General features: G+C 58.6%; 26 protein-coding genes and 1 tRNA gene. 14 read left to right on the top strand and 13 right to left on the bottom strand.

The features are described from left to right. Window positions 1-44: 44 nt before the first annotated feature. Genes yajC through queA form a run of 3 tightly spaced genes read right to left on the bottom strand, consistent with a single transcriptional unit; the run spans window position 45 to window position 2,609 of the window. On the bottom strand, window positions 45-380 hold the full coding sequence (yajC, locus tag ACA057_RS05025) for a preprotein translocase subunit YajC (protein WP_007982729.1): 336 nt from the start codon (window positions 378-380) through the stop codon (window positions 45-47). Between the two features lie 43 nt (window positions 381-423). Beyond that, entirely contained in the window at window positions 424-1,539 is a 1,116-nt protein-coding gene (gene tgt / locus ACA057_RS05020) for a tRNA guanosine(34) transglycosylase Tgt (RefSeq protein WP_185076698.1), read from the bottom strand. Window positions 1,540-1,544: 5 nt separating this feature from the next. Continuing rightward, on the bottom strand, window positions 1,545-2,609 hold the full coding sequence (gene queA, locus ACA057_RS05015; RefSeq protein WP_497346419.1) for a tRNA preQ1(34) S-adenosylmethionine ribosyltransferase-isomerase QueA: 1,065 nt from the start codon (window positions 2,607-2,609) through the stop codon (window positions 1,545-1,547). Between the two features lie 108 nt (window positions 2,610-2,717). Between queA and ACA057_RS05010 the strand changes: the two genes are divergently transcribed. Beyond that, window positions 2,718-2,802 (top strand) — tRNA-Leu (locus ACA057_RS05010). 150 nt (window positions 2,803-2,952) lie between these two features. After that, the gene (locus ACA057_RS05005) at window positions 2,953-3,282 is read left to right on the top strand and encodes a hypothetical protein (RefSeq protein WP_497346417.1); all 330 of its coding nucleotides are present in this window, start codon (window positions 2,953-2,955) and stop codon (window positions 3,280-3,282) included. Between the two features lie 146 nt (window positions 3,283-3,428). Here the strand turns inward: ACA057_RS05005 and ACA057_RS05000 are convergent, their stop codons facing one another. The 4 genes from ACA057_RS05000 to ACA057_RS04985 are packed head-to-tail and all read right to left on the bottom strand — an operon-like array spanning window position 3,429 to window position 5,759. After that, window positions 3,429-3,908: a hypothetical protein gene (locus ACA057_RS05000; protein ID WP_497346415.1), complete on the bottom strand. Its 480-nt coding sequence runs from the start codon at window positions 3,906-3,908 to the stop codon at window positions 3,429-3,431. A 17-nt stretch (window positions 3,909-3,925) separates the two neighbouring features. Beyond that, a complete protein-coding gene (locus tag ACA057_RS04995) occupies window positions 3,926-4,291 on the bottom strand; it encodes a hypothetical protein (protein ID WP_497346413.1) in 366 nt (121 codons plus the stop codon). Further along, window positions 4,288-5,259, bottom strand: coding sequence for a hypothetical protein (locus tag ACA057_RS04990; protein ID WP_497346411.1), 972 nt, complete (start codon window positions 5,257-5,259; stop codon window positions 4,288-4,290). Before ACA057_RS04990 ends, ACA057_RS04995 begins: the two co-directional genes overlap by 4 nt. Window positions 5,260-5,270: 11 nt before the next feature. Further along, complete coding sequence (locus ACA057_RS04985) at window positions 5,271-5,759, bottom strand: Hcp family type VI secretion system effector (RefSeq protein ID WP_497346409.1); 489 nt, start codon at window positions 5,757-5,759, stop codon at window positions 5,271-5,273. Between the two features lie 581 nt (window positions 5,760-6,340). Here ACA057_RS04985 and ACA057_RS04980 point away from each other — a divergent pair. Further along, entirely contained in the window at window positions 6,341-6,658 is a 318-nt protein-coding gene (locus tag ACA057_RS04980; protein ID WP_497346407.1) for a DUF3077 domain-containing protein, read from the top strand. Between the two features lie 109 nt (window positions 6,659-6,767). Here ACA057_RS04980 and ACA057_RS04975 read toward each other — a convergent pair whose 3' ends face one another. Further along, window positions 6,768-7,136, bottom strand: a complete 369-nt coding sequence (locus tag ACA057_RS04975) for a PH domain-containing protein (protein WP_059403369.1) — start codon at window positions 7,134-7,136, stop codon at window positions 6,768-6,770. Between the two features lie 466 nt (window positions 7,137-7,602). On the opposite strand from ACA057_RS04975, the gene ACA057_RS04970 reads away from it, so the two are divergent. From ACA057_RS04970 to ACA057_RS04955, 4 genes are read left to right on the top strand one after another with little or no spacing between them, the layout of a single operon-like run. After that, the gene (locus ACA057_RS04970; protein WP_497346405.1) at window positions 7,603-8,079 is read left to right on the top strand and encodes a formate dehydrogenase subunit gamma; all 477 of its coding nucleotides are present in this window, start codon (window positions 7,603-7,605) and stop codon (window positions 8,077-8,079) included. Beyond that, window positions 8,076-9,632, top strand: coding sequence for a formate dehydrogenase beta subunit (locus tag ACA057_RS04965; RefSeq protein WP_497346403.1), 1,557 nt, complete (start codon window positions 8,076-8,078; stop codon window positions 9,630-9,632). Before ACA057_RS04970 ends, ACA057_RS04965 begins: the two co-directional genes overlap by 4 nt. Beyond that, window positions 9,629-12,502, top strand: coding sequence for a formate dehydrogenase subunit alpha (gene fdhF, locus ACA057_RS04960; protein WP_497346401.1), 2,874 nt, complete (start codon window positions 9,629-9,631; stop codon window positions 12,500-12,502). Before ACA057_RS04965 ends, fdhF begins: the two co-directional genes overlap by 4 nt. Beyond that, window positions 12,499-12,720 (top strand): formate dehydrogenase subunit delta, encoded by a 222-nt coding sequence (locus ACA057_RS04955; protein WP_497346399.1) that lies wholly within the window; start codon window positions 12,499-12,501, stop codon window positions 12,718-12,720. The genes fdhF and ACA057_RS04955 overlap by 4 nt, the downstream gene beginning before the upstream one ends. Window positions 12,721-12,953: 233 nt before the next feature. Here the strand turns inward: ACA057_RS04955 and ACA057_RS04950 are convergent, their stop codons facing one another. Beyond that, window positions 12,954-13,406, bottom strand: coding sequence for a hypothetical protein (locus ACA057_RS04950; RefSeq protein WP_497346397.1), 453 nt, complete (start codon window positions 13,404-13,406; stop codon window positions 12,954-12,956). Window positions 13,407-13,533: 127 nt separating this feature from the next. Here ACA057_RS04950 and ACA057_RS04945 point away from each other — a divergent pair, with 127 nt between their 5' ends. From ACA057_RS04945 to ACA057_RS04935, 3 genes are all read left to right on the top strand, one after another. Further along, window positions 13,534-15,450 (top strand): alkaline phosphatase D family protein, encoded by a 1,917-nt coding sequence (locus ACA057_RS04945; protein ID WP_497346395.1) that lies wholly within the window; start codon window positions 13,534-13,536, stop codon window positions 15,448-15,450. Between the two features lie 64 nt (window positions 15,451-15,514). Next, a complete protein-coding gene (locus tag ACA057_RS04940; protein ID WP_497346393.1) occupies window positions 15,515-16,036 on the top strand; it encodes a P-loop NTPase family protein in 522 nt (173 codons plus the stop codon). Between the two features lie 203 nt (window positions 16,037-16,239). Then, window positions 16,240-16,494 carry a Txe/YoeB family addiction module toxin gene (locus ACA057_RS04935; RefSeq protein WP_497346391.1) on the top strand — a complete coding sequence of 85 codons (255 nt, stop codon included), beginning with the start codon at window positions 16,240-16,242 and terminating at the stop codon, window positions 16,492-16,494. Between the two features lie 7 nt (window positions 16,495-16,501). Here the strand turns inward: ACA057_RS04935 and ACA057_RS04930 are convergent, their stop codons facing one another. Further along, window positions 16,502-17,677, bottom strand: a complete 1,176-nt coding sequence (locus ACA057_RS04930; protein WP_497346389.1) for an aspartate aminotransferase family protein — start codon at window positions 17,675-17,677, stop codon at window positions 16,502-16,504. Window positions 17,678-17,779: 102 nt separating this feature from the next. Here ACA057_RS04930 and ACA057_RS04925 point away from each other — a divergent pair, with 102 nt between their 5' ends. Continuing rightward, window positions 17,780-18,685, top strand: coding sequence for a LysR family transcriptional regulator (locus ACA057_RS04925; RefSeq protein ID WP_497346387.1), 906 nt, complete (start codon window positions 17,780-17,782; stop codon window positions 18,683-18,685). 42 nt (window positions 18,686-18,727) lie between these two features. Here the strand turns inward: ACA057_RS04925 and msrA are convergent, their stop codons facing one another. From msrA to msrB, 3 genes are read right to left on the bottom strand one after another with little or no spacing between them, the layout of a single operon-like run. Further along, entirely contained in the window at window positions 18,728-19,432 is a 705-nt protein-coding gene (gene msrA / locus ACA057_RS04920) for a peptide-methionine (S)-S-oxide reductase MsrA (RefSeq protein WP_497346385.1), read from the bottom strand. A 31-nt stretch (window positions 19,433-19,463) separates the two neighbouring features. Further along, the gene (locus ACA057_RS04915; protein ID WP_497346383.1) at window positions 19,464-21,239 is read right to left on the bottom strand and encodes a cytochrome c biogenesis protein DipZ; all 1,776 of its coding nucleotides are present in this window, start codon (window positions 21,237-21,239) and stop codon (window positions 19,464-19,466) included. 32 nt (window positions 21,240-21,271) lie between these two features. Further along, the gene (gene msrB, locus ACA057_RS04910; protein WP_497346381.1) at window positions 21,272-21,790 is read right to left on the bottom strand and encodes a peptide-methionine (R)-S-oxide reductase MsrB; all 519 of its coding nucleotides are present in this window, start codon (window positions 21,788-21,790) and stop codon (window positions 21,272-21,274) included. 151 nt (window positions 21,791-21,941) lie between these two features. Here msrB and ACA057_RS04905 point away from each other — a divergent pair, with 151 nt between their 5' ends. The 3 genes from ACA057_RS04905 (at window position 21,942) to ACA057_RS04895 (ending at window position 25,025) form a co-directional block, all read left to right on the top strand. After that, window positions 21,942-22,658, top strand: a complete 717-nt coding sequence (locus ACA057_RS04905; protein ID WP_497346379.1) for a response regulator transcription factor — start codon at window positions 21,942-21,944, stop codon at window positions 22,656-22,658. Continuing rightward, window positions 22,655-24,187 carry a sensor histidine kinase gene (locus ACA057_RS04900; protein ID WP_497346377.1) on the top strand — a complete coding sequence of 511 codons (1,533 nt, stop codon included), beginning with the start codon at window positions 22,655-22,657 and terminating at the stop codon, window positions 24,185-24,187. Before ACA057_RS04905 ends, ACA057_RS04900 begins: the two co-directional genes overlap by 4 nt. A 133-nt stretch (window positions 24,188-24,320) precedes the next feature. Further along, window positions 24,321-25,025 carry a hypothetical protein gene (locus tag ACA057_RS04895; RefSeq protein ID WP_497346375.1) on the top strand — a complete coding sequence of 235 codons (705 nt, stop codon included), beginning with the start codon at window positions 24,321-24,323 and terminating at the stop codon, window positions 25,023-25,025. The last annotated feature ends 104 nt before the right edge of the window (window positions 25,026-25,129 follow it).

Genomic DNA, 25,129 nt, shown 5'->3' with positions numbered 1-25,129 from the left:
GCGGGGCGCCTTGCGCGCCCCGTCGATTGAGTAGAAGTTGAAACTTAGATCGCTTTCAGCGTGCCTTTTGGCAGCGTGGCGGCGATGGCGCCTTTCTGGAATTTCATTTCGACGGTGTCGGAAACTTCCAGAACAACGAAATCGTCGGCCACTTTAGTGATCTTGCCGGCGATACCGCCGGTGGTCACAACTTCGTCGCCTTTCTGCAGGCTGCTCAGCAGGTTTTTCTGCTCTTTGGCGCGCTTGGCCTGTGGACGCCAGATCATCAGGTAGAAGATGACCAGGAAACCGACCAGGAAAATCCACTCAAAGCCGCCGCCCATTGGGCCTGCAGCAGGTGCAGCAGCGTCAGCCATGGCATTAGAGATAAAAAAGCTCATTTAGCACTCCAGTTGCAAATGTTGAATCTTGGGGTCAGAAAACTCAGTCCAAAGGCGGAACAGGTAACCCGCGTTTGGCGTAGAAGGCATCGACAAAGGCCGCCAATGTACCCTGTTGAATAGACTCGCGCAAACCAGCCATAAGCACCTGGTAATGGCGCAAATTGTGGATGGTATTCAACATGCTACCCAGCATTTCGCCACACTTGTCCAGATGGTGCAGATAAGCACGGGAGAAGTTCTGGCAGGTGTAGCAATCGCAGGTCGGATCCAGCGGCGAATCATCATGGCGATGGAACGCGTTACGGATCTTCAGCACGCCTGTATCAATGAACAGATGCCCATTGCGGGCATTACGGGTTGGCATCACGCAATCGAACATGTCCACACCGCGGCGCACACCCTCAACCAGATCTTCCGGTTTGCCAACGCCCATAAGGTAACGAGGTTTGTCAGCAGGCATCAGACCCGGCAGGTAATCCAGCACCTTGATCATCTCGTGCTTGGGCTCGCCCACCGACAGACCGCCGATGGCCAGGCCATCGAAGCCGATTTTGTCGAGGCCTTCCAGGGAGCGCATGCGCAAGTCCTGGTGCATGCCGCCCTGCACAATGCCGAACAACGCCGCCGTGTTATCGCCATGAGCGTTTTTCGAACGCTGAGCCCAGCGCAACGACAGCTCCATCGATACGCGAGCGACGTCTTCGTCGGCCGGGTACGGGGTGCATTCGTCGAAAATCATCACGATGTCAGAGCCCAGATCACGCTGGACCTGCATCGACTCTTCCGGACCCATGAACACTTTCGCGCCGTCGACCGGGGAGGCGAAAGTCACGCCCTCCTCCTTGATCTTGCGCATGGCGCCGAGGCTGAACACCTGGAAACCGCCGGAGTCTGTAAGAATCGGGCCTTTCCACTGCATGAAATCGTGCAGGTCGCCGTGCTTCTTGATCACTTCGGTGCCAGGACGCAGCCACAAGTGGAAGGTGTTGCCCAGAATGATTTCCGCACCCGTGGCGGTGATATCCCGCGGCAACATGCCCTTGACCGTGCCGTACGTGCCCACCGGCATGAAGGCCGGGGTCTCGACGGTACCGCGCGGGAAGGTCAAACGACCGCGACGAGCCTTGCCGTCAGTGGCCAGCAGTTCAAACGACATACGACTCATACAGTTTCCTCAGGGCCCGATTCTTTAGGGGCAGTCGGCGCAGGATTACGGGTGATAAACATCGCATCACCGTAGCTGAAAAAGCGGTAACCATGCTCCACCGCTGCTTTATAGGCAGCCATGGCTTCGGGATAACCGGCGAACGCCGAAACCAGCATCAACAGCGTGGATTCGGGCAAATGGAAGTTGGTGACCAGGGCATCGACCACATGAAACGGCCGGCCCGGGTAAATAAAGATATCGGTGTCGCCACTGAACGGCTTGAGCACGCCATCGCGCGCGGCGCTTTCCAGTGAACGCACGCTGGTGGTCCCCACCGCCACCACGCGACCACCGCGAGCGCGACAGGCTTCGACGGCATCGACCACGTCCTGACTGACTTCCAGCCACTCGCTGTGCATGTGGTGGTCTTCGAGCTTCTCGACCCGCACCGGCTGGAATGTGCCCGCGCCAACATGCAAGGTCACGAACGCCGTTTCGACGCCCTTGGCGGCAATCGCTTCCATCAGCGGCTGATCGAAATGCAGCCCCGCCGTCGGCGCCGCCACCGCACCCAGGCGCTCGGCGTACACCGTCTGATAACGCTCGCGGTCCGAGCCTTCATCCGGGCGGTCTATATAAGGCGGCAACGGCATGTGCCCGACGCGATCGAGCAGCGGCAACACCTCTTCGGCGAACCCCAGCTCGAACAACGCATCGTGACGCGCGAGCATCTCGGCCTCGCCACCGCCGTCGATCAGGATCTTCGACCCGGGCTTGGGCGACTTGCTGGAACGCACATGGGCCAGCACGCGATGACTGTCGAGCACCCGCTCCACCAGGATTTCCAGCTTGCCGCCGGAAGCCTTCTGGCCAAACAGCCGCGCCGGAATCACCCGGGTATTGTTGAACACCATCAAATCGCCAGGGCGCAAATGCTCCAGCAGATCAGTGAATTGACGGTGTGCCAGGGCGCCGCTGACCCCATCCAGGGTCAACAGGCGACTGTTGCGACGCTCAGCCAAAGGGTGGCGAGCGATCAGCGAATCAGGGAGTTCGAAAGTAAAGTCAGCAACGCGCATGATGGGGTGTCGTCTAGCAGGGGCCGGAAGTCTAGCCGAAATAGTGAAAATTCTCTATGTACCTGATTGACCGACGGTAATCTCATCTCTATACTTCGCCGCCATTGAGCCCTGATGGCGGAATTGGTAGACGCGGCGGATTCAAAATCCGTTTTCGCAAGAAGTGGGAGTTCGAGTCTCCCTCGGGGCACCAAAATTAAGAAAGGTCTTGCTTTGCAAGGCCTTTTTTTTCGTCTGTAGAAAAGTGCCCTCCCCCCACCGCCGTCCTGTAGGAGCTGGCTTGCCAGCGATCTTTTGATCTTCGCACACTAGGCCGGCCCGATACCTCCCAAGGACTCACCCCATGGAACTGCTGCTGGAAACCGTCGCCCTGTTCTGCCTCAAGCTCGCTTATGAGACTGAAGATTCAAGTCCAATTCTTCGGGATGACCTGATGATGAGTGATTACGAACGGGAGGTTTTTGGGTTGCTGGTGCGTCGGGGGGATGTCGAGGCGATCCACAGTAAAGTGGATGAATGCCTGAAGTTGGCGCTGAGCGCTATCGGCGGTGCGGACACAGTCTTAGGCCGCGAATTGCATAGGTTGTCGGAAGACTTCAGCGCTGCACGGACGATGGAGCAACTCGATGCGCCGCTACTCGCACTCAAGCATTATTTGATAGATATCCAGTGAATGAAGCTGCTGGGATCTTTGGATTCTGGGAGCCACCCTGGGTAACCCCCCAACTGCAATGGTCGTCTTCAACCTCAAGATCGGGTAACCGCGCCACAACAATCGCATCAGATCAGCAGACATCCAACACACGTATGGCGCCCATTTTAATTAAATAATTTATAGTGCAATTCGTTGCCAACGAAAATAATTATTGAATACAAAAACAAGCCTGCACACAGACTGACTTTCATTATTTTCTTGTACACATTTTCATTAGAGCAATGATTTACTGCAACGACAGATAACATACTAACCGATAGCAGAATCAGCGCCAGCGCTGGCACGAAAACTTCCAAACCTTTGAACTCCAACAACCTGGATTGCCCACGACTTCCATAAGGCAGCACGAGGTATTTAAAATAAACTGCATAACCGGCCAACATTAAAAAAATTAAGGAAATAACGCTGAGTACAACCGCCAATCGGACTTTGGCCCCCTTCGACACAGTTGTTCCTCTTGGTTCATGCTTTGATTTTCTACATCCATAGCAGAGACTGCTTTTAATTCCTCTTGGACCTGCTTCATTTGTTGCGCCGCAAGATCTGCATTTTCTTGCTATTGGCTTCACTTTTCCACGAGCCATCAGTCCGCGCCTTAGAATCAAACGACCAGAAGCCAAAAAATGAACATCGCAAAGAATAATGCTCCGCCAGTAATCCATGGTGCCAATAACTTTCTCTTCAGGTGCACTGGCAAATTCAATAACTCATTTTTTTCTATTAAACCACGTCTTTCGCAGAGCCTAGGAAACAAAAACATCAATGCCATTGAACCGTTTCTGACAGCTTTACCGAGCAACCCCAACCCAGACAAAGCCTTACGATTACTTTCTACAAACTTACTCCTATCTAGATAACTTTCTATCAATTCCGTATACAGATAAGAGGACACATATATCCAGCAAGAAGCCAGCAATCCAAAAAAAATTATAAATGCTACGATACCTGCCAACGCGAAATCACTCATTGTGGCAAGGACTCATAAACCACTTCACCCACCCATTCTCCAGCACTCCCGCCAACTTCGCCTCCAGCCCACGCGCCGAGCCCGCCGCCAACCACAGCACACCCCAGCAATCCGGCCCCCGCTGTAACGAATCCAACAGCCACAGCACATCCGAATGTGGCCGCAACACTTCCGATATTGCCTCCCAAAGCTCCTAAGGCAAGACTTCCAGACAATTTGCCACCTTCAACATACTTAGCTTTTCTGCATTGCGTTTCTCGCCCAGTCGTACACGCGGTGTAGATAGATGATCCAGCTACAGCCACACTAATCCCGATACCCAGGTAAGTGCCTTTTTTCATGAGACTCGAAGCTTTCGCCACGCCGTTAATAGTTTCTGCGTAACCTGCTATCACCCCTGAGTGCAAATAGCTTTTCGTGGATATCCCAAGCATATTTTTTATAGAGCCTTGGTTGCGCAGGCCTGAACCATATTTGGCAAAACCTTTCAGTTGATCATCAAGTTTTTCAAATAACACCTCGCGCTTTGCTAAAAAACCAGATCGTGTCTGAGTTGTTCCACTTCTGAGATGATCGCGATGAACTGCTTCAATGTCTTCAAGGATTTGCTTGATACCATCAAGGTGTTTACTCCAGGCAGCGCCAACGCTACCTACCCCTATAGACGAATACCCAAGCACTGTTGATATAATCGTATGATTTTCAACCAAAAACCCATCACCTTGCATTCCATTGACCATTAATACTGAATGAACTTCAAATGCCTTCTTCATGTAGAACGCATCTTCGGCCGTACAGGAAGGTGTCGAATTATCACCTACAACTATTAGCTCGCCTGGCAGCACTACTGTATTGATAACATGAGCATTTAATACATCAAACTTTGACATTGAGTTTTTGCCAAGCGGCAATGTCGACTTCAAATATGAATAAGGCTGCATTCTTGGATTTATAAAGGTCTCTGGCATTGATGGCGACCTCAGGAGTATTTTTTATTGCTGATGCGATCCCAACCGCCCGCTACGTTACCTCCGCCGGCACCATCCGCTCGTTTTTGCTGGGTGTAGATCGTTTTAATACGTCCGTAATTCAAGCTAATGCTTTCAGTAGGCACGCCATCATTTGCAATGTGTGCGTAGCTTGAAACGATGACTTCTTCCAGCGTGACCTCAAAGTACTTTTGCTTCTCGCCTCCGGCGCGATGCAGTTTCAGTACAACCTCTTTCAGGTGGTCACCCGCACAACTGGTTTCTATGAGCTTACAGCTGGATTTGTCTAGGTTCTTGGTGAAAGTGAAGTCGCTAACAGTCGTGCGCCCCGATGAGGCGCCACCTGCTGAGCTGGCTGTAGCCGAAGTGCCTTGGTGAGTGCCGAAGCTGTACCCGGTAATTTCTATCCAGTCCTTATGTTGCTCATCAAGAGCTTCGCCTGGAATACCTTCGATTTTGATAAAAGCGTCAAATGACATACGACCGCTCCTTGGCAATAAGTTGTTTATCAATTTTTCAGGAGAGAATGTACGGCTTTCGGAACTAACAATCGCTCAATTAGATATCGTTAAATTCAAGATTCAGATCTCTCCTACTTTGTATTGACTGGTGGATGTCGGACGTTTCCGTCTTCATTATCTTTTTACCTAGCGGCTTGGATTAACGCCTTTTCGAAGGTTGCAGGAACGAGGCCTCCACGATACCCTCCCACCGTCGCTGCCAATTCAGCGGCCGGGTGTGAGAGCCCGAAACAATCAAGGCGCAAAGCGCCCCAAAACCTATCGTGGCGTTTTTTTTCGTCTGCGATATGGCTTTATGGCGGCTGTGCGTGGGAGACCTTCGGGTCTACCGGTTGCCTTGATTGCCGGTTTCTCACCCCGCGCACGGCTGTCACCCAAGCCCGTGAGAAGGCTCGTGGCAGCTCCTCAAATCAAGGACGTTGACCCATGACTAGAACAAATCCGTACGAAATTTGGCTTTTCCCTCTACGCAATTCCCAAATGCGTAACGCCCCACCGCTCCCCGTCTCCCACCACATCTCCATCATCGGAGGTGGCCAATGACTGAACAACCAGAACTCAAAACCATCGGCCTGACACCCGCGATCTACTGCGCGGATCAAGCGCTGTTCCATGTCACTCGCGGCGTTCCTCTCGCCGATGCATTGGCAATGGCCTCTGATTTTCTGTTCCTCGCCAAATCGCTTTGCGTGGATGCAGCTTATGAGAAGGACACTGACCGTCATGCCTGGGCTGCGCATTATTTGACGTCGATGAGTAAGGCTGTGGTGGATGATGTGATGAAGGTGTTGGAGCGGGAGCGTAATACGCCGCTTACGCCGACGCCTAAGCGGGCGGCGGCGAAACAGGAAAAGTAGTGGCTGAAGCTGTGGGATTGCGAAGTCGCTTTTTGTAGGAGCATGGCTCGCCCGCGATGGCGTTCGTGAGATCGCCTTCGCGGGCAAGCCTCGCTCCTACAGATCCGGTTTAAAGCAGATGCTGGGAAATCAGCTTTGAGACTTCCACCATCGATGTCCTGCCGGTGAATTCGAACTTCACCTTTCCCAACGACGAGAAGTAAATCTCCAGTTCCGAATCCAGGTCGAACGTACCCGAGGTTTCTACCGAGTACGCCACGATGTTTTTGTACGGCAGCGAGGTGAAGTCTTTTTTGCTGCCGGTGAGGCCTTGGACGTTGACGGCGATGATGCGTTTGTTGGTGAACACTACGCCGTCGCGCATGGATTTGTAGGCGTCGATGACGTGTTCGCCTTCGATCAACAGGTCGGATACGCGTTCGGCGTATTCGTTGTTTTGCTTGAGTTTGAAGAATCCTTTGTTGTTGAAATCAATCATCGGTCTTTCCCTGTTTTTCAAATGAACAGCTTGAGTATGACTTCAAAGCCAGCCCCCACACCACCGGCGAAATATCAACGCATCTGCTCCCTGGAATTACCCACCGATCTGATGCTTCTTCTAACCTGCAATGCTTGCTATACATCACTCATCGACAAGCCCGAAGGGCATTGCGCCAGTGAGTGAACGCCCCGCGCCCCACTCATCTAGACTTAATGGAGAGTCGTAGGCAGAACCGAACACGTCGCTTTGGTGCAGTTCGATCAATAGCCGCGTGGCAAGCTGCCCTTTATGCCCAATAGAGGCGCGACGAAGATCGCGCCGGGCACAACAAGATGCCCGCCAAGGGTGCCCTGGCCAACGGCCTGAAATTGCCACGATACCGTGACGTGGTGTGAGTGCCGCAGCCGACACTTTCGGACAAACGACAACCGCCTGGTTTGTCCGTGACCGTGAGGAATGCTGTATGCCTGATGAGATGTTGCACGTGCCTTTGGTCAACAACCTGCTGGAGCGCCACAAGGGCTCCCCGGGTGCACTGTTGCCCATTCTTCATGATATTCAGGAACGCATCGGTTACATCCCCGATGCGGCCGTCCCGGAGATTGCCCACGCCCTCAATCAGAGTCAGGCGGAGATTCGTGGGGTGATCAGCTTTTACCATGACTTCCGTACCGCGCCGCCGGCCCGGCATATCCTGCGTCTGTGCCGGGCTGAGTCGTGCAAGAGTCGCGGCGCCGAGCAGCTGGCCGCGCAGTTGCGCGAACGTCTGCAACTGGACGATGACGGCAGCAGCGCCGACGGCAGCATCAGTTTGCGGCCGGTGTATTGCCTCGGCGCGTGTGCCTGCTCGCCCGCTCTGGAACTGGATGGCCGGGTGCATGCGCGGCTGAGTGCCGAGCGTCTGGATACCCTGCTTGATGCTTGTCGGGAGGACGTATGAGCCTCTACTTACCTAGTGACTCCCTGGCCCGTGCCGTGGGTGCCGATGAGGTGGCTGTCGCCCTTATCACTCAGTCTCAGGAGCGCAATTTACAGCTGGAGTTGCAACGCACCAGTTCCCGCGGCTTGTACTGGCTGGAACCGCTGCTGGAGGTGGACAGCCCGCAAGGCCGGATCGGCTTCGGCCCGTTGACGGCTGACGATGTGCCGTCCGTGCTCGAAGCCCTGCTTGGCGATCCGTCTGCTCATCCACTGGCCTTGGGTCTGGTGGAAGAAATACCTTATTTGAAAACTCAACAACGCCTGCTGTTCGCCCGCGCCGGTATTACCCGGCCGTTGTCGCTGGACGATTACCGGGCCCACGGCGGTTTCGAGGGCTTGCAACGGGCCGTCACCATGGGCGGCGATGAGACAGCGACGGCGGTGTTCGACTCAGGCCTGCGTGGCCGTGGCGGCGCGGCGTTTCCGGCCGGGATCAAGTGGCGCACGGTGCGCGCCACCCAGGCGGCGCAGAAATACATTGTGTGCAACGCCGACGAAGGCGACTCCGGCACTTTCGCCGACCGGATGTTGATGGAAGGCGACCCCTTCCTGCTGATCGAAGGCATGGCCATTGCCGGCATCACTGTCGGCGCCAGTTACGGCTACATCTATGTGCGCTCGGAATATCCGGATGTCGTCGCCACATTGCGTGCAGCACTGAACATCGCCCGGACCGCCGGTTACCTCGGCGCCAATGTCGGCGGCAGCGGCCAGGCCTTCGATATGGAAGTGCGCGTCGGTGCCGGCGCTTACATCTGCGGTGAGGAAACCGCGCTGCTGGACTCGCTCGAAGGCAAGCGCGGGATCGTCCGCGCCAAGCCGCCGATCCCCGCCTTGAAGGGGCTGTTCGGCCAGCCGACGCTGGTGCACAACGTACTGACGCTGGCCTCTGTGCCGCTGATTCTGGCCAAGGGTGCGCAGTTCTATCGCGACTACGGCATGGGCCGTTCCCTGGGCACGATGCCCTTCCAATTGGCGGGTAATATTCGTCACGGCGGTTTGGTGGAGCGGGCTTTTGGCCTGACGCTAAGGGAACTGGTGGAAGACTACGGCGGCGGAACCGCCAGTGGCCGACCGCTGAAGGCTGCACAGGTCGGTGGTCCGCTCGGTGCCTGGGTGCCGCCGTCGCAATTCGACACGCCGCTGGATTACGAAGCCTTCGCCGTTATCGGCGCGATGCTCGGTCACGGTGGTGTGGTGGTGGCTGACGACACGTTGGACATGGCTCAGATGGCGCGTTTCGCGATGGCGTTCTGCGCCGAGGAATCCTGTGGCAAATGCACGCCGTGCCGCATCGGCTCAACCCGTGGCGTCGAGGTGATCGACCGAATGCTGGCCGCACCGGACCAGAGCGGTCGCGATGAGCAGGCGATCATCCTCAAGGACCTGTGCGACACGATGCAATACGGTTCGCTGTGCGCCTTGGGTGGCATGGCCCCCTTTCCGGTGGTCAGCGCCCTCAAGTACTTCCCCGCCGACTTCGGTCTGCAAGCCTCGGAGGCCGACCAATGATCACCCTCTTCGACCCGAAAACCGATATCGATCTTGGAACGCCGGCCCGGGACAGCGACGTGCAGGTCACGCTGAACATCGACGGCCGCAGCATCAGCGTGCCTGAAGGCACTTCGGTGATGCGCGCCGCCGCGCTGCTGGGCACCACCATTCCGAAACTGTGCGCCACCGACAGCCTGGAAGCCTTCGGCTCCTGCCGCATGTGTCTGGTGGAAATCGACGGCATGCGCGGCTACCCCGCGTCCTGCACCACGCCGGTCACTGAAGGCATGAGCGTGCACACCCAGACGCCGAAGCTCGCCACGCTGCGGCGCAACGTCATGGAGCTGTACATCTCCGATCACCCGCTGGATTGCCTGACCTGCTCGGCCAACGGCAACTGCGAGCTGCAAACCGTCGCCGGCCAGGTCGGCCTGCGCGAGGTGCGTTACGGCTATGAAGGCGACAACCATCTGGCCGACGTCAAGGACACGTCCAACCCCTATTTCGACTACGACCCGAGCAAGTGCATCGTCTGCAACCGATGCGTGCGTGCCTGCGAAGAAACCCAGGGCACCTTTGCCCTGACCATTACCGGGCGCGGGTTTGAATCCCGTGTTTCGGCCGCCGGTGGCGAGAACTTCCTCGACTCGGAATGCGTGTCGTGCGGCGCCTGTGTGCAGGCCTGCCCGACCGCGACCCTGATGGAAAAAAGTGTGGTCGAACTCGGTCAACCCGAACGCAGCGTCATCACCACCTGTGCCTATTGCGGCGTGGGTTGCTCGTTCCGTGCCGAGATGAAAGGCGACCAACTGGTGCGCATGGTTCCGGACAAAAACGGCCACGCCAACCACGGCCACTCCTGCGTCAAAGGGCGCTTTGCCTGGGGCTACGCGACCCACCCGGATCGCATCACCAAACCGATGATCCGCAAACACATCAGCGACCCGTGGCAGGAAGTCAGCTGGGATGAAGCGGTGACCTACGCCGCCAGCGAGTTCCGCCGGTTGCAGCAAACCTATGGCCGCGATTCCATTGGTGGCATCACCTCCAGCCGCTGCACCAACGAAGAAACCTACCTGGTGCAAAAACTGGTGCGTGCCGCGTTCGGCAACAACAACGTCGACACTTGTGCGCGGGTCTGTCACTCGCCGACCGGCTATGGCTTGAAACAAACCTTGGGCGAGTCCGCCGGGACCCAGAGTTTCGACTCGGTGATGCAGGCCGACGTGATCCTGGTGATGGGCGCCAACCCCAGCGACGCCCACCCGGTGTTCGCCTCCCAACTCAAACGCCGCCTGCGTGAAGGCGCGCGGCTGATCGTCATCGATCCACGCCGCATTGATCTGGTGGACTCGGTGCATGCCCGCGCCGAATACCATTTGGCCCTGCGTCCGGGCACCAACGTCGCCATGCTCAACGCGTTGGCCCATGTGATTGTCACCGAAGGCCTGCTCAATCAGGCCTTTATCAATGCCCGTTGCGAGGACGGCAATTTCGCCCACTGGAAAGAGTTCGTCAGCCGCGCGGAAAACTCGCCGGAAGTCCTGGGCGAGATCTGCGGCGTAGCGCCTGCCGACATCCGTGCCGCCGCCCGCCTCTATGCTACCGGCGGCAATGCGGCGATCTATTACGGGCTGGGCGTTACCGAGCACAGCCAGGGCAGCACCGCCGTCATGGGCATCGCCAACCTGGCCATGGCCACCGGCAACATCGGCCGCGAAGGCGTGGGCGTGAACCCGCTGCGGGGGCAGAACAACGTTCAGGGCTCCTGCGACATGGGCTCCTTCCCCCACGAGTTGCCCGGTTACCGACACATTTCCAACGAAGTGGTACGGGCGCAGTTCGAACAGGCGTGGAATGTCACCCTGCAACCGGATCCGGGCCTGCGTATTCCCAATATGTTTGAGGCAGCCCTCGGTGGCAGCTTCAAAGGCTTGTATTGCCAGGGTGAAGACATCGCCCAGAGCGATCCAAATACCCAGCACGTCACCGCGGCGTTGTCGGCGATGGAGTGCGTGGTGGTGCAGGATATTTTCCTCAACGAAACCGCCAAGTTCGCCCATGTGTTCTTGCCGGGCAGCTCGTTCCTGGAAAAAGACGGCACCTTTACCAACGCCGAACGACGTATCTCCCGAGTACGCAAGGTCATGGAACCGCTGGGCGGCAAGGCCGACTGGGAAGGCACCGTGGCCCTGGCCAACGCGCTGGGTTACCCGATGAGTTACCAGCACCCGTCGGAAATCATGGACGAAATCGCCAGCCTGACGCCGACGTTCACCAACGTCAGCTACGCCGAACTGGACCGCCACGGCAGTCTGCAATGGCCGTGCAACGCTGCGGCACCGGACGGCACGCCGACCATGCACATCGAGGAATTCGTGCGCGGCAAGGGGCGCTTCATGCTCACCGGCTACGTGCCCACCGAGGAGAAGGTCAACAATCGCTACCCGCTGCTGCTGACCACCGGACGCATCCTCAGCCAGTACAACGTCGGCGCCCAGACCCGGCGCACTGAAAACGTTGCCTGGCACGACGAAGACCGCCTGGAAATCCACCCGACCGACGCCGAAAGCCGTGGCATCAACGAAGGCGATTGGGTCGGCATCGGCAGCCGCGCCGGCCAGACCGTATTGCGTGCGCGGGTCACCGAACGGGTCGCCCCGGGCGTGGTGTACACCACGTTCCACTTCCCGGAATCGGGGGCCAACGTCATCACCACCGACAACTCCGACTGGGCGACAAACTGTCCGGAGTACAAGGTCACGGCGGTGGAAGTCAGCCGCGTCTACCACCCTTCGGAATGGCAAAAACGCTTCCAGGCCTTCAGTGACGAACAGCACCGTCTGCTCAAAGACCGCCGTCAGGCGAAAGCGGAGGTACGCCGATGAGCACGGCCAACCTGATCAAAATGGTCAACCAGATCGCCCAGTACTTCGCCAATGAACCGGACCAGCAACAGGCGGTGCTCAGCGTGCGCAATCATCTGCAAATGTTCTGGACGCCCGGCATGCGCAAGGAGTTGCTGGCGTGGCAGACGGAGCATCAGGGGGCGGAGTTGCACCCGTTGGCGCAGGCGGCGGTCAGTGGTGCGGGCTGGGAGGCTTAGGGCTCACTCGGTCTTGAGATTGGCTGAAGAACCTGTGGGAGCGGGCTTGCTCCCACAACGTTCATGGGTCGAAGCCGAATTCCGCGTACGCAACCAATCCACTGTGGGAGCTGGCCTGCCAGCGATGGACTCACAGCCACTGCGGTTATCCATCGAAAACGCGTCATCGGTAACGACCATCGCTGGCAAGCCAGCTCCCACAGGATCGGGTTCGTTCGCAAAAGCCAGCGTGGCTACTCGATCTCAATCGGGCCTTTCGTCTTCGCATCACTGTCCGTCCAGTAATCCTCTCCCATCAGCCGTCGATCACCTTGAATCGTGAAGGTGAGCTTGCCCTGGCGAAATTGCAGCGTGCCATCGGTGCGCTTCGCATTTACACGCTTGCCATTGACCCAGACCTGCTCCTTGGCATCGATGCGGATGGTGGCAACGGTCGCGCCGGCATCGCTCTTGGCGACCCATTGCCCGGCATAAGGCGTCTGGACGTTTGAGCTGTCCGCGGCGGGATTGGTGAACCCGGCCTTGGCATTTTCGGCCTTGCTCTTGTGGATATCGCAGCCTTGGGTTTCGCTGACTTGCGTGCAACCGGATTGCTCCAGTTGTTTGCGGTATTTGTCGTTGATGGCGTACGCCGGGGATTGCGCCAGCATCAACATGGCCAGTGCCGGCAGGATAATTTTGTTCATGAACCCCTCTCTCCAAATGACATATCGCGAAACCACCACAAACGTTGCGGCACGCTCACAATAACCGGTCCCGCCACCACCTGCGCTATGATCGCCCACCTCAGTGCATTAAGAGTCTTGTCTACGGATGTCTGTCACGCTACCACCGTCCGACGATCACCACGTCCTGCCACCGGTTCTGGTCGGCCCGCTGTTGCGACGCCTGGAGCCCACGCGCCTGGTGCTGTGGCTGGTGGGTTCCCGGGCGCTATCGCTGACGTTACGCCTGGAGGGTATCGGCGATATCCGCTTGAACGCTGAACAGTGCACGGTCATCCCGGTTGGCACTCACGCGTTTATCCATTTGATCGATGTGCCGCTGGAGGCCGCCCTGCCCTGCGACATGTTGATCGAATACGACCTGTTGATTGATGACACGGGCATCGCCGAATGGGCGCCGCATCTGCTGTATGGCGAGGCAAGCCGTCCGAACTTCGTGTTGCACTCGCGCATCGATCAACTGCTGCACGGTTCCTGCCGCAAGCCGCACTTCCCGGCGCCGGATGGGTTGCTGTGCGTGGATCGTTTGCTGGCGTCCGAGCCCGACGTGTCGAAGCGTCCGGCCCTGTTGATGATGAGCGGCGATCAGGTCTACGCCGATGATGTCGCGGGGCCGATGTTGCGGGCCATTCATGCCTTGATCGAGCGGCTCGGATTGTTCGATGAGCACCTCGAAGGTGCGGTGGTCAGCGACAGCGCCAAGCTCTACGAACACGCAGCCAGTTACTACCATCGTGCGGATTTGTTACCGGCCCTACAGAGCAACGAAACCCTGCGCGAGCGATTTTTCGGTGGGGTGCGTAAGCCGATTTTCACCAGCAGCAGTGCTGACAACCATCTGGTGACCTTCGCTGAAGTCATGGCCATGTACCTGCTGGTGTGGTCGCCGACGCCCTGGACGTTGATCGCGCCAAAGCCACCCAAATTGATCCCCGAACGACGCGAGCGATATGCGCTTGAGCAAACGCGCATCGATGGCTTCAAGGCTGGCCTTGGCGGTGTCGCCCGCGCGTTCGCGCACCTGCCGTGCCTGATGATTTTCGATGATCACGATATTACGGATGACTGGAATCTTTCCGCGCAATGGGAGGAAACGGCCTACGGCCATCCGTTCTCCAAGCGCATCATCGGCAACGCGTTGATCGCCTACATGTTGTGCCAGGGCTGGGGCAACAACCCGGATGCGTTCGGCGGGGTGCTGGAAAAAACCCGCGTGTTGAGTGCCACGGGGCATGATCACTACCTCGACAGCGACGTGCAGGATGCGTTGATCGATGAGCTGCTGACCTTCCAGAACTGGCATTACGTGCTGCCCACCAGCCCGGCGTTGGTGGTGCTCGACACCCGCACCCGGCGCTGGCGCAGTGAGATGACGCTCAAGCAACCGTCGGGATTGCTGGATTGGGAAGCCCTCAGCGAACTGCAACAGGAACTGCTGGATCACCCGTCAGCGATCATCGTTTCACCGGCACCGATCTTCGGCGTCAAACTGATCGAAACCGTGCAGCGCGTGTTCAGCTGGTGCGGTTATCCGCTGCTGGTGGATGCCGAAAACTGGATGGCCCATCGCGGCGCCGCCCAGGTGATCCTGAATATTTTCCGACACTCGCGCACACCCGGAAACTACGTGGTGCTGTCGGGCGATGTGCATTATTCCTTCGTCTACGAAGTACTGATCCGACACCGCAAGGCCGGTCCGCGAATCTGGCAGATCACCAGCAGCGGCATCAAAAACGAATTCCCACCCGCATTGCTGGAATGGTTCGACCGCCTCAACCGCTGGCTCTATTCGCCACGTTCGCCGCTCAACTGGCTGACCAAGCGACGGCGCATGCGCATTGTCCCGCATGTCCCTGAACATGCAGAGGCTGGCGAACGGCTGTGGAATTCGGCGGGGATCGGGCAGGTGTTCTTTAATGAAAAGGGCCAGCCGCGAGAGATTTATCAGCTGAATGCGGATGGTTCGGCGAAGACGCGGATGGTGGCGCCTGAAACTGACGAGTGAGGCTGGTGGACCGTATCGCCTGTTTCGCGAGCAAGCCCGCCCCCACATTTGATCGGTGGTGTTTATGAACCTCTCTCGAACTCTGATTATCGGGAACTCGGGGTCCGGGAAGAGTTGGCTGGCCGAGCGATTGGCTGGGCACCTGCAGGTGCCTTGGGTTGATCTTGATTCGATTCACTGGTTGTCTGACGAAGGCAGCATCGCCCGTCCACGGGCCGAGGCGTTGGGGATGGCGCGTGTTGCGGCGAGTGCTGAACGCTGGGTGATTGAGGGCGTTTACGGCTGGATGATCAGTGAACTTATCCACCGTGCCACGGCGCTGATCTGGCTGTGTATTGCGGATGAAGAATGCGTCGCCAACATTCGCCAGCGCGAGGCACACCGCGACGAGAACGACGAGTTGTTGATTGCCTTGGTGGATTGGGCAGGCAGCTATCGCATGCGCGAAGGGTCCAGTGGGTTTGCCGCGCATCAGCGTCTGTTCGACGGGTTTGTCGGTTCAAAGCTGCAACTGATCGACCGCTCTGAGGTGACGGCTTTCATACGTGTGCATAGGCGGGGAAAACAACCAAGGGATGGCATTTAAATCGGATCGGGATTACATCGATCACGGAAACGTCTCGAAGAACCTTCGGCGATACTTAATGCAAGCGCAGATGCGTCGTCTGCGTAACAACCACTCGCAGGTATCGCCTATCTGCTTCGCGCCCCAGCCAATGCCGAACGCCTGAGCAAATCGATCGGCAACCTTCGCGCCGGGAAAACCAAAGCAAGGCAACTCATCGAAGAATGAATATCGAGTTCACGACAGAAGGTTGGAATGACTATCTATGGTTCCAACAAAACGACAAGGCAGGACTGAAACGAATCAACTTGTTGATTAAAGCGATCCAGCCGGAACCATTTGAAGGCGTGGGTAAACCTGAGCCGCTCAAACACAATTTGAGCGGCCTCTGGTCCCGTCGGATTACCGCTGAGCATCGCTTGATCTACGCAATTGAGGACGGTGAGATACGCGTCGTGATGTGCCGGTACCACTACTGAAACGATCTCAGGCCATTTTCAGCGCCCGACACACGCCCCTGACAATCATCTCCACTTCCCGCTCATCGATCGTCAGTGGTGGCAGCAGGCGAATGGTCTTGCCTCGGGTCACGTTGATCAGCAAGCCGTGATCCCGTGCGGCGATCAGGGTCAGGTCGCGTATCGGTTGCTTGAGTTCGATGCCGATCATCAAGCCCTGGCCACGGATCGCCAGGACGTTCGGGTCATCGGCCAACTCGATGTGCAATCGGGCGAGCAGGCGTTCGCCCTGAAGCCTGGCGTTTTCCAGGAGGCCTTGTTCTTCGATAATCTCCAGCACGGTGCAACCCACGCGGCACGCCAATGGATTACCGCCGAAGGTGCTGCCGTGGCTGCCGGGTGTGAAGAGGTCGGCGGCTTTGCCCCGAGCGAGGCAGGCGCCGATGGGGATGCCGTTGCCCAGGCCTTTGGCCAAGGTCATGACGTCGGGGACGATGCCTTCGTGCTGGAACGCGAACCACTGGCCGGTGCGGCCGATGCCGGTCTGGATTTCGTCGAGCATCAGCAGCCACGAGCGCCGGTCGCAACGTTCGCGCAGGGCTTTCAAGTAGCCGGGCGGGGCCAGTTGGACGCCGCTTTCTCCCTGGATCGGCTCCATCAGGATCGCCACGATGCGCGCGCCGTGGGCTTGCTGAATCTTATCCAGCGCCTTGAGGTCGCCGAATGGCACTTTGACGAAGTCTCCCGGCAGCTCGTTGAAACCCAGGCGCACCGCCGGACCATCACTGGCGGACAAGGTGCCGAGCGTCCGGCCGTGAAAAGCGTTCTCCATGACCACCACCAGCGGTTGCTCGATGCCTTTGTGCCAGCCATACAGCCGCGCCAGTTTCAGCGCAGTTTCATTGGCTTCGGCACCGGAGTTGTTGAAGAACGCCCGCTCCATGCCCGCCAACCGGGTCAGTTTATGCGCCAGCCGCTGTTGCCAATCGATGCTGTAAAGGTTGGAGGTGTGCAACAACAGGCCCGCTTGTTCACTGATGGCCGAGACAATTTTCGGGTGCGAATGGCCAACGTTGGTCACCGCCACGCCCGCCACCGCGTCCAGGTATTCACGACCGGCCTGATCCCACAGGCGCGTGCCCAGGCCCTTGATGAAACTCAGGGCCAGTGGTTGGTAAGTGGTCATCAGGCAGGCGGCGGTCATGACATCAAGCTCCATCAATTGTCGGTGTTTTTGCAGTATGGTTAGCCACCTGAGCTGGATAAACGCTGCAACACTTCAATCATTTTAAAGCTGAGCTTGATAATGGATTTATTCCAGGCAATGACCGTTTACGTCAGGGTGGTGGAAACCGGCAGCATGACCGCCGCCGCTTTTCAGTGCGATATGTCCACGACCATGGTCGGCAATCACCTGCGGGCGCTGGAGCAACGGCTGGGCGTGCGCTTGCTCAACCGTACGACACGGCGCCAGCGGTTGACGGAATTCGGTACGGCCTACTATCAACGCTGCCTCGAAGTGCTGGGGTTGGTGGCCGACTCCGAGCGCCTGGCCGAACAGGCACTTGATGAGCCGAGCGGCACCCTGCGCATCACGGCCCCGCTGACGTTCGGCACCGAGAAACTGGCGCCGGCATTGAGTGAGTTCACGTTGCGCCATCCGCAGGTCAAATTGGACGTGGTGCTCACCAATGCGCGGCCGGACCTTCTCGAAAACGGTTTTGATGCAGCCTTTCGTTTGGGGGAAACAGAGCCTTCCAACATCATCGCCCGGCCACTCATCGACTACACCCTGACGATGTGCGCATCGAAGGAGTACCTGGCGCGCCGCGGAATCCCGGAACACCCCGATGATCTGCAACACCACGACTGCCTGTCCTTCGCCTATCCGGATGGGGATGACTGGCACTCGGTCGCGAAACAATGGCGCCTGTCCGGGCCCGAAGGCGAAATCCGCGTGGCGGTCAGCGGACCGATGCTGATAAACAGCTCGGCAGGACTGCATCAAGCGGCTCGAACAGGGATGGGCATCGTGATGTTGCCCGATGCGTTGATCGAGCAAGACCTGAAGGACGGAAAACTGGTGGCCGTGATGCACGGATATCAATTGCCAAGCCGCCCCCTGAACCTGGTGTACGCCCAGGATCGCTACCGTTTGCCGAAACTGCGCCGCTTCGTCGACTTTGCCATGCAGAGGTGGGGTAAGCACTAGCCCATTCCATGCGCGCCCACGCAGGACATAGCCTATCGTCACTTACATCCCCGCTTTCACCAATACCGGTTTCTCCTGATACCGATCCGGATACAGCTGCTTCAACTGCGCAACCTTCGGTAGATCGTTGATCACGATGTACGGATAGGATGGGTGTTCGGTCAGAAAGTCCTGATGTTCTTCTTCTGCCGGGTAGAACCCGTTGTAGGTTTCCAGTTTGGTCACGATGGGTTTGTTGAAGGAATGGGCGGCGTCGAGCTGGGCGATGTAGGCCTGGGCGACGCGTTGCTGCTCGCTGTTTTTCGGAAAAATCGCCGACCGGTACTGAGTGCCGCTGTCAGGGCCCTGACGATTGAGTTCGGTAGGGTTGTGGGCCACAGAGAAGTAGATTTGCAGCAAGGTGCCGTAGCTGACCTGACCCGGATCGAAGGTGACTTCAACCGATTCCGCATGGCCGGTATTGCCGTCGCTGACGCGTTCGTACTGAGCGGTATTGGCTGCGCCGCCGGCATACCCGGAGACCGCTTTCTTCACGCCTTTGACATGCTGGAAGACGCCTTGGACGCCCCAGAAGCAGCCTCCGGCAAACACGGCAGTTTCACTATGGGCCAGGGTGGTTTCGTCGATGGCCGGTGGTGGGATGACGACCGCGTCTGCGGCACCGAAAGAGAACGCCGAGCATTGGCCGATGATCCCGGCAGCGGCCACGCCCAACAGGGTGCGGCGCCAGGTGAATAGGGATTTCATGGTGCTGACTCCTGAGTAGATGAAAGAGTGATCAACCGAACGTAAACGCATACGCCGACACACCTGGATCGAGAAACTCGATGCTGAAGGTCCGGTCCGTTACACCGCCGGTTTGGCGCACCAGTTGATACAGGCGTTGCTCGGTCACGCTGCCGCTGCCATCGGCCTTCACGTCCGTGCCGTGGGCATCGCCGGGGGCTTTGCCGTCAATCAGCACTTTGAAGCGCACGGGTTTACCGTCAGGTCCGGGGCCAAGCACCAGATGCAGGTCTCGAGCGTGAAAGCGGTAGACGATACGGCTGGCTGGCGCGCTTGAAATCGCCCGCTCCGAACCGACATTCCACTGACCGCCCAGGCTCCAGTCGTTGAGTGCCAAATCGGACGGTGGGGTGTAAGCCGACACCTTGTCCGGCACCAGGCTGGTTTCAGGCACGAAATGCTCCGCACGCTGGTAGCCGACATAGGTTTCTGGCGATAGCACTTCGCTCATGTCCGGTGCGAGTTGAACACCCTCGGCGCTGGCAGTGATCAGGCCGTCTGCAACCTTCGCCGAGCCTGCTTCACGCAGCAGTTGCTGGATTACCCGCTCCGATTCGGCGTAATCGCCCTCACCAAAGTGGTGATAACGAATGCGCCCCTGAGCGTCGGCAAAATAGTGGGCCGGCCAGTATTCGTTATTGAAAGCTCGCCAGATCTTGTAGTCGTTATCGATGGCCACCGGGTAGTTGATGCCCAGGTCCTTCATGGCTTTGGTGACGTTGCCTACATTGCGTTCGAAGGCAAATTCGGGCGCATGGACGCCGATCACCACCAGGCCCTGATCGCGGTATTTCTCGGCCCAGGCCTTCACATACGGCAATGTGCGCAGGCAGTTGATGCAGGAGTAAGTCCAGAAATCCACCAGCACGACTTTGCCTTTCAACGCCTGCGCGGTTAGCGGTGGCGAGTTGAGCCATTGCACTGCACCGTCCAGCGCTGGAAGGTTGCCTTCAATCGGCAGTGTGCCCGGTGTTTTGTCCGCCGCTTTCATCGCATTACCGGGGGCCGCGTTCTGCGCCATCATCGCCCCGCCACCGCTCGGTGACTTACCGGACAACCGGTTGACCAAGGCCTGTTCGATACCGCCCGTGGACGCCGTCGACACCTGCGCCAGAATGCCGGTATCCAGCCCAAGGACGATCGCGGCCACACCGGCCAGCATCGCCGCGCCCAAACCTCGACGCACCCACTCGCCAGCGCCGATGGACCGCTTCATTGCCGCGAAAACCTTACCGCCCAGCAGTAGCGCCACGGCGAGGGACGTGGCGGCACCGGCTGCGTAAGCCAACAACAGCAAGGTGGTTGCGATGCTTGCGCCTTGCAGCGCCGCGCCCGTCAGCAACAGGCCCAGTATCGGCCCGGCACAAGGCGCCCAGAGCAAGCCCGTGGCGACGCCGATCAGGAACGAAGCGCCGGGACGCGGCCGGGCATCGGCGCCCGCCGCTTCCGACAATCGACTGCCGGCCGCCACCAGTGGTCGGGTCAGTCGCTCGGCCAGTCGAGGTAACAACAGCGTCAGCCCGAACAAGGCCACAAACACCAGCGCCAGCCAGCGGCCGTACTGATTGACCTGCACCACCCAACCGCCACCCACCGCGGCCAGCGTGGCAACCAGCGCGAAGGTGAGCGCCATCCCCGCCAGCAACGGCAAGCCACTCTTCATGAACGGTTGCCCGGTGCGGGCGAAGACAAACGGCAGCACCGGCAATATGCACGGGCTGACAATCGTCAGTACACCACCGAGATAAGCGAGGACCAGAAGCCACATAAACGTCGACCTGCATGAGTGAGTGAAAGGAATCAGGCCGCCAGAGGCTCGAATTTCAGCGCCAGGCCGTTCATGCAGTAGCGCAGACCCGTAGGTTTGGGACCGTCATCAAAGACATGCCCCAAATGACCGCCACACCGACGGCAGTGAACTTCTTCACGGACCACGCCGAATGACCGGTCCTGACGGGTCGCCACCGCCTTGTCCAGGGGCGCCCAGAAGCTCGGCCAACCGGTGCGGCTGTCGAATTTGGTCGCAGAGGAAAACAGCGGCAGGTCACAACCGGCACAGGCGAATGTGCCGTCACGGTGTTCATTGTTCAGCGCGCTGCTGTAGGCCCGCTCAGTGCCCTCTTCACGGAGGATTTCGTACTGTTCGTCGCTGAGCAGGGCGTGCCATTCGCTGTCGCTGTGCGTCACCTCGAACACCTGCGCCGCACTCGCCTCGCTGATCAGCGCAGAACTCGCGGCAAATTTTGGCAATACACCGATTGCCAGGGCTGCAACCCCCAGCCCGCCGCTCGCTAAAAGAAACTGCCGTCGTGAAAACATGGTCTGCTCCGAAAATCCAGGGTGCCTTTCATGGAACACAGCCTAGGCTTGGGTTGATCGCCAAATCCTCACGAAGAGTTAAATAATTCGTGATAACTCAGGCGCTGGAAAACCCGCACAATGCGCTCATTGCGCTGAAGGATTGAGCTTGATGGAACAGACCAAACGCGTCCTCGTGGTCGAGGACGACCTGCATATCGCCGACCTTATCTGCCTGCATCTGCGCGATGAGCAGTTCGAGGTGGTGCACTGCGCCGATGGCGATGAGGGCATGCGATTGCTGCAGCAAGGAAGCTGGGACGCGCTGATCCTCGACTTGATGCTGCCCGGCGTCGACGGCCTGGAAATCTGCCGCCGCGCCAGGGCGATGGCGCGCTACACACCGATCATCATCACCAGTGCGCGCTCCAGCGAAGTGCACCGGATTCTCGGCCTTGAACTGGGTGCCGACGACTACCTGGCCAAACCCTTTTCCATGCTCGAACTGGTGGCTCGGGTCAAAGCACTGCTGCGCCGGGTCGACGCCATGGCCCGCAACCTGAAAATGGACGCCGGCAGCCTGATCACCGATGGCCTGTCCATCGACCCGATCACCCGCGACGTATCCCTCGACGGTCGCCGCCTCGACCTCACGCCACGGGAGTTCGACCTGCTGTATTTCTTCGTCCGCCAGCCCGGCAAAGTGTTCTCGCGCATGGACCTGCTCAACGCCGTGTGGGGTTACAGCCATGAAGGCTACGAACACACGGTCAATACCCACATCAATCGCCTGCGAGCGAAAATCGAGGCCGATCCGGCACAGCCGGCACGCATCCTCACCGTGTGGGGGCGTGGCTACAAATTCGCGGCCAAGGAGGAGCAGCCATGAGGCTGACCCTGACTCAACGCCTGTCGCTGGTGTTTGCCGTGTTGCTGCTGGTGTGCTGCGGCACATCGGCGTGGATGCAGGTGCGTTCCAACCAGATGCATGAACTGGAAGTGGTGCAAGGGCTGTCGCGCGATCTCGCTCAACACATCGCCCGTGACACCGTGCTGATGGACACCCAAGGCTTGATGCCCGGTGCCGTGCGCAACCTGTTCAGTCAACTGATGCTGGTCAACCCGAGTGTCGAGGTCTACCTGCTGGACACCGAGGGCAAAATTGTCGGCAGCGCGGCGCCCGAAGGTCGGATACGTCGGGAGCGCGTCGACCTGGCACCGGTCCAGCGCCTGCTCAACGGCGATACCCTGCCGATTCTTGGCGACGATCCGCGCAGCGTCGAGGGTCGCAAGGTGTTCAGCGCCGCGCCGCTGAAGGTCAACGTTAAACCGGCGGGTTATCTCTATGTGGTACTGCTCAGTGAAGAACACGACCGCTTCGCCGAGCGCGGCGCCACCAGCGCGGCCCTCAATACCGCCCTGTGGTCCATCGGGCTGGTGGCGCTGTTATGCCTGATCGCCGGCCTCACGGCGTTTGCCCTGATCACCCGTCCTCTACGCCGCTTGACCGAAAACGTCAGTCAGTTCGATATCGACGGCGTTCCGCAAGCGCCACCGGCATCCGTTCCGATGGAAAAAGCCGCCAGCCAGGATGAAATCGCCGTATTGGATGCCGCCTTTCGGCAGATGCAAGCGCGCCTCAGTGAACAATGGCGATCGTTGACCCGTCAGGATCAGGAGCGCCGCGAACTGGTGGCGAACATCTCCCATGACCTGCGTACGCCGTTGGCCTCGCTGCACGGTTATCTGGAAACCCTGTCGCTGAAGGACGCGACGTTGTCCCCCGCTGACCGTCGCCGCTACCTCGGCATTGCCCTGGACCAAAGCCGCAAGGTCGGTGGCCTGGCGCAATCGCTGCTGGAACTGGTGCGACTGGAGCACGGCTTTGTGCAACCGGTGCTGGAGCGCTTCTCGCTGACCGACCTGGTGCAGGACATCTTTCAGAAATTCGAACTGACGGCCGAGGCACGCCAGGTCGAACTGAAAGCCACCTTCGCACCCAATGTTGCGGCGGCCTGCGCCGACCTCGGGTTGATCGAGCGGGTGCTGACCAACCTGTTCGACAACGCCCTGCGCCATACGCCTCAAGGCGGGGAGATCGAGCTCAGCCTGCGCCCTCAAGGCGCTTTTATCGAAGTCACCGTCAGCGACACCGGCCCTGGCATCGCGGTCGAACTGCGCGAAGGCTTGTTCCTGCGCCCGTTCAACATTGGCGGTGCCCGGCGCGATGGCGGACTGGGGCTGCGCATCGTGCATCGCATCCTGCAATTGCACGGTCGCGATATCCAGTTGATCGATGTTCCAGGACACGGCGCGACCTTCCGTTTCTCGTTACCGGTGGATCAGCAAACAGCAGAGCAATGGGCGGTACGCTCGATGAACGTGAATTCGCTGGGGAATGGTCATGCCCCTCTGTAGGAGCGAGGTCGATCTTTTGCCCGTTGGCCTGTTGGGCCGTGACAACGCCGCCGCGGTCCAATAGATTAGGCGGCCTGAAAAGGCCCTGTGCTTTCTCGCCTCAATCCAAGTTAAAAGAAGTAGTGAAATTTCAATGTCCGATTCCAATACCGCTGAATCCGTAGTCACCTTGTCGTCCAAAGCGGAATACGAAAACTCCATCAATCTTTCACAGCACGTGCCCCAGGCCAAGACCATCGCCGAGATGGTTCTGGACGCTTTCCAGTCCACCCGGGAAAGCGACCAGATTCGCGAGCTGCGCACCGCGATTCGCCAGGCTCACGACAGCTTCGACGACGATAAAGCCTACGAACTGATGGGCGAACTCAAGCAACTCAAGGACGCCGAGGCTGCCGACATTGCGGCCCTGGAAGACCTGAGCAGCAAATTCCCGATCAGCCGGATTCTCTCCAGTTTCAAGGACGACCCGGCGTTTCAGGAAATCGTCTACGGTCTGGCGCTGAAAGTGCTGAACCAGACCCACCAGGCCCTCAGCAGCCCGAGCAGCGGCAAAAGCAAGGCGGCTCGCGCCAAGAAAGATGTCGAAGTGTTCACCATCAGCAAAGACGGCATCAGCGTCACACTGCCGCTGCGCACCCCGCGTTCGCGACTGAACGTAGACCGTGAAGCACTGGAATTCCTGGGTTTCGCCTTCGTCGGCGAAGGCGAAGAAGCAGAACTGGAAAGTGAAACGTTCCTGGACAATGCCGGGACCGAACAAGCGGTTAACCGCAAGAACATCATCACCGCACTTCAGCAGCAAACTGCATTTGACGGCTACAGCATCGCCGCGCAGTAACCCGCCCTCCCAGCGGCGCGTCCAGCGCCACTGACCCAAGAGCCCCGCCGTAGAGCGGGGCTTTTTATTGCCTGCGTTTCCACAAAAACCACGATTACTCTTCC

The organism is Pseudomonas sp. LBUM1661 (assembly GCF_059695925.1).
This window is presented reverse-complemented; position numbering and strand designations above follow the sequence as displayed.

What these genes read in the sequence shown, in the direction of transcription:
- yajC (WP_007982729.1), bottom strand. Translation starts at nt 380, where the DNA reads ATGAGCTTTTTTATCTCTAATGCCATGGCTGACGCTGCTGCACCTGCT.
- tgt (WP_185076698.1), bottom strand. Translation starts at nt 1,539, where the DNA reads ATGTCGTTTGAACTGCTGGCCACTGACGGCAAGGCTCGTCGCGGTCGT.
- queA (WP_497346419.1), bottom strand. Translation starts at nt 2,609, where the DNA reads ATGCGCGTTGCTGACTTTACTTTCGAACTCCCTGATTCGCTGATCGCT.
- ACA057_RS05005 (WP_497346417.1), top strand. Translation starts at nt 2,953, where the DNA reads ATGGAACTGCTGCTGGAAACCGTCGCCCTGTTCTGCCTCAAGCTCGCT.
- ACA057_RS05000 (WP_497346415.1), bottom strand. Translation starts at nt 3,908, where the DNA reads ATGGCTCGTGGAAAAGTGAAGCCAATAGCAAGAAAATGCAGATCTTGC.
- ACA057_RS04995 (WP_497346413.1), bottom strand. Translation starts at nt 4,291, where the DNA reads ATGAGTGATTTCGCGTTGGCAGGTATCGTAGCATTTATAATTTTTTTT.
- ACA057_RS04990 (WP_497346411.1), bottom strand. Translation starts at nt 5,259, where the DNA reads ATGCCAGAGACCTTTATAAATCCAAGAATGCAGCCTTATTCATATTTG.
- ACA057_RS04985 (WP_497346409.1), bottom strand. Translation starts at nt 5,759, where the DNA reads ATGTCATTTGACGCTTTTATCAAAATCGAAGGTATTCCAGGCGAAGCT.
- ACA057_RS04980 (WP_497346407.1), top strand. Translation starts at nt 6,341, where the DNA reads ATGACTGAACAACCAGAACTCAAAACCATCGGCCTGACACCCGCGATC.
- ACA057_RS04975 (WP_059403369.1), bottom strand. Translation starts at nt 7,136, where the DNA reads ATGATTGATTTCAACAACAAAGGATTCTTCAAACTCAAGCAAAACAAC.
- ACA057_RS04970 (WP_497346405.1), top strand. Translation starts at nt 7,603, where the DNA reads ATGCCTGATGAGATGTTGCACGTGCCTTTGGTCAACAACCTGCTGGAG.
- ACA057_RS04965 (WP_497346403.1), top strand. Translation starts at nt 8,076, where the DNA reads ATGAGCCTCTACTTACCTAGTGACTCCCTGGCCCGTGCCGTGGGTGCC.
- fdhF (WP_497346401.1), top strand. Translation starts at nt 9,629, where the DNA reads ATGATCACCCTCTTCGACCCGAAAACCGATATCGATCTTGGAACGCCG.
- ACA057_RS04955 (WP_497346399.1), top strand. Translation starts at nt 12,499, where the DNA reads ATGAGCACGGCCAACCTGATCAAAATGGTCAACCAGATCGCCCAGTAC.
- ACA057_RS04950 (WP_497346397.1), bottom strand. Translation starts at nt 13,406, where the DNA reads ATGAACAAAATTATCCTGCCGGCACTGGCCATGTTGATGCTGGCGCAA.
- ACA057_RS04945 (WP_497346395.1), top strand. Translation starts at nt 13,534, where the DNA reads ATGTCTGTCACGCTACCACCGTCCGACGATCACCACGTCCTGCCACCG.
- ACA057_RS04940 (WP_497346393.1), top strand. Translation starts at nt 15,515, where the DNA reads ATGAACCTCTCTCGAACTCTGATTATCGGGAACTCGGGGTCCGGGAAG.
- ACA057_RS04935 (WP_497346391.1), top strand. Translation starts at nt 16,240, where the DNA reads ATGAATATCGAGTTCACGACAGAAGGTTGGAATGACTATCTATGGTTC.
- ACA057_RS04930 (WP_497346389.1), bottom strand. Translation starts at nt 17,677, where the DNA reads ATGACCGCCGCCTGCCTGATGACCACTTACCAACCACTGGCCCTGAGT.
- ACA057_RS04925 (WP_497346387.1), top strand. Translation starts at nt 17,780, where the DNA reads ATGGATTTATTCCAGGCAATGACCGTTTACGTCAGGGTGGTGGAAACC.
- msrA (WP_497346385.1), bottom strand. Translation starts at nt 19,432, where the DNA reads ATGAAATCCCTATTCACCTGGCGCCGCACCCTGTTGGGCGTGGCCGCT.
- ACA057_RS04915 (WP_497346383.1), bottom strand. Translation starts at nt 21,239, where the DNA reads ATGTGGCTTCTGGTCCTCGCTTATCTCGGTGGTGTACTGACGATTGTC.
- msrB (WP_497346381.1), bottom strand. Translation starts at nt 21,790, where the DNA reads ATGTTTTCACGACGGCAGTTTCTTTTAGCGAGCGGCGGGCTGGGGGTT.
- ACA057_RS04905 (WP_497346379.1), top strand. Translation starts at nt 21,942, where the DNA reads ATGGAACAGACCAAACGCGTCCTCGTGGTCGAGGACGACCTGCATATC.
- ACA057_RS04900 (WP_497346377.1), top strand. Translation starts at nt 22,655, where the DNA reads ATGAGGCTGACCCTGACTCAACGCCTGTCGCTGGTGTTTGCCGTGTTG.
- ACA057_RS04895 (WP_497346375.1), top strand. Translation starts at nt 24,321, where the DNA reads ATGTCCGATTCCAATACCGCTGAATCCGTAGTCACCTTGTCGTCCAAA.